Source organism: Bacillus cereus group sp. BfR-BA-01331, from assembly GCF_022663915.1.
In the GTDB taxonomy this organism is placed as follows: Bacteria; Bacillota; Bacilli; order Bacillales; family Bacillaceae_G; genus Bacillus_A; species Bacillus_A mycoides.
This window is the reverse complement of sequence record NZ_JAKUGJ010000145.1, coordinates 1-520: the sequence shown is the minus strand read 5'-3', so window position 1 is coordinate 520 and position 520 is coordinate 1. Positions and strand designations below refer to the sequence as shown.

The window sequence follows — 520 nt, the reverse complement described above, 5'->3', positions numbered from 1 at the left end:
ATATCGGCGTTAGTCCCGTCCTTCATCGACTCCTAGTGTCAAGGCATCCACCGTGCGCCCTTTCTAACTTAACCAAACTAAAATTAAAAAATATGAGCTACACTGTTATCTAGTTTTCAAAGAACATACCATTTGCTATATAAAATAGCTTTTTGGTGGAGCCTAGCGGGATCGAACCGCTGACCTCCTGCGTGCAAGGCAGGCGCTCTCCCAGCTGAGCTAAGGCCCCGTAAAATGTATGGTGGGCCTAAATGGACTCGAACCATCGACCTCACGCTTATCAGGCGTGCGCTCTAACCAGCTGAGCTATAGGCCCATACAAATTGCGGAATTTATTTATATCATAATTCCTATTTAAGAGTCAATACTTATATTGAACTCTCAAAACTAAACGAAAACGAAACACGGAAACTTATATTGATGAACAGTGTTCATCAATTCTCCATAGAAAGGAGGTGATCCAGCCGCACCTTCCGATACGGCTACCTTGTTACGACTTCACCCCAATCATCTGTCCCAC

General features: G+C 44.2%; 2 tRNA genes and 1 rRNA gene. All 3 read right to left on the bottom strand.

The features are described 5' to 3' along the window. Positions 1-153: 153 nt before the first annotated feature. Positions 154-229 (bottom strand) — tRNA-Ala (locus MR155_RS31345). A 10-nt stretch (positions 230-239) separates the two neighbouring features. After that, positions 240-316: transfer RNA gene (locus MR155_RS31340), tRNA-Ile, on the bottom strand. A 132-nt stretch (positions 317-448) separates the two neighbouring features. Continuing rightward, positions 449-520 (bottom strand): 16S ribosomal RNA (locus MR155_RS31335); the annotation flags it as partial.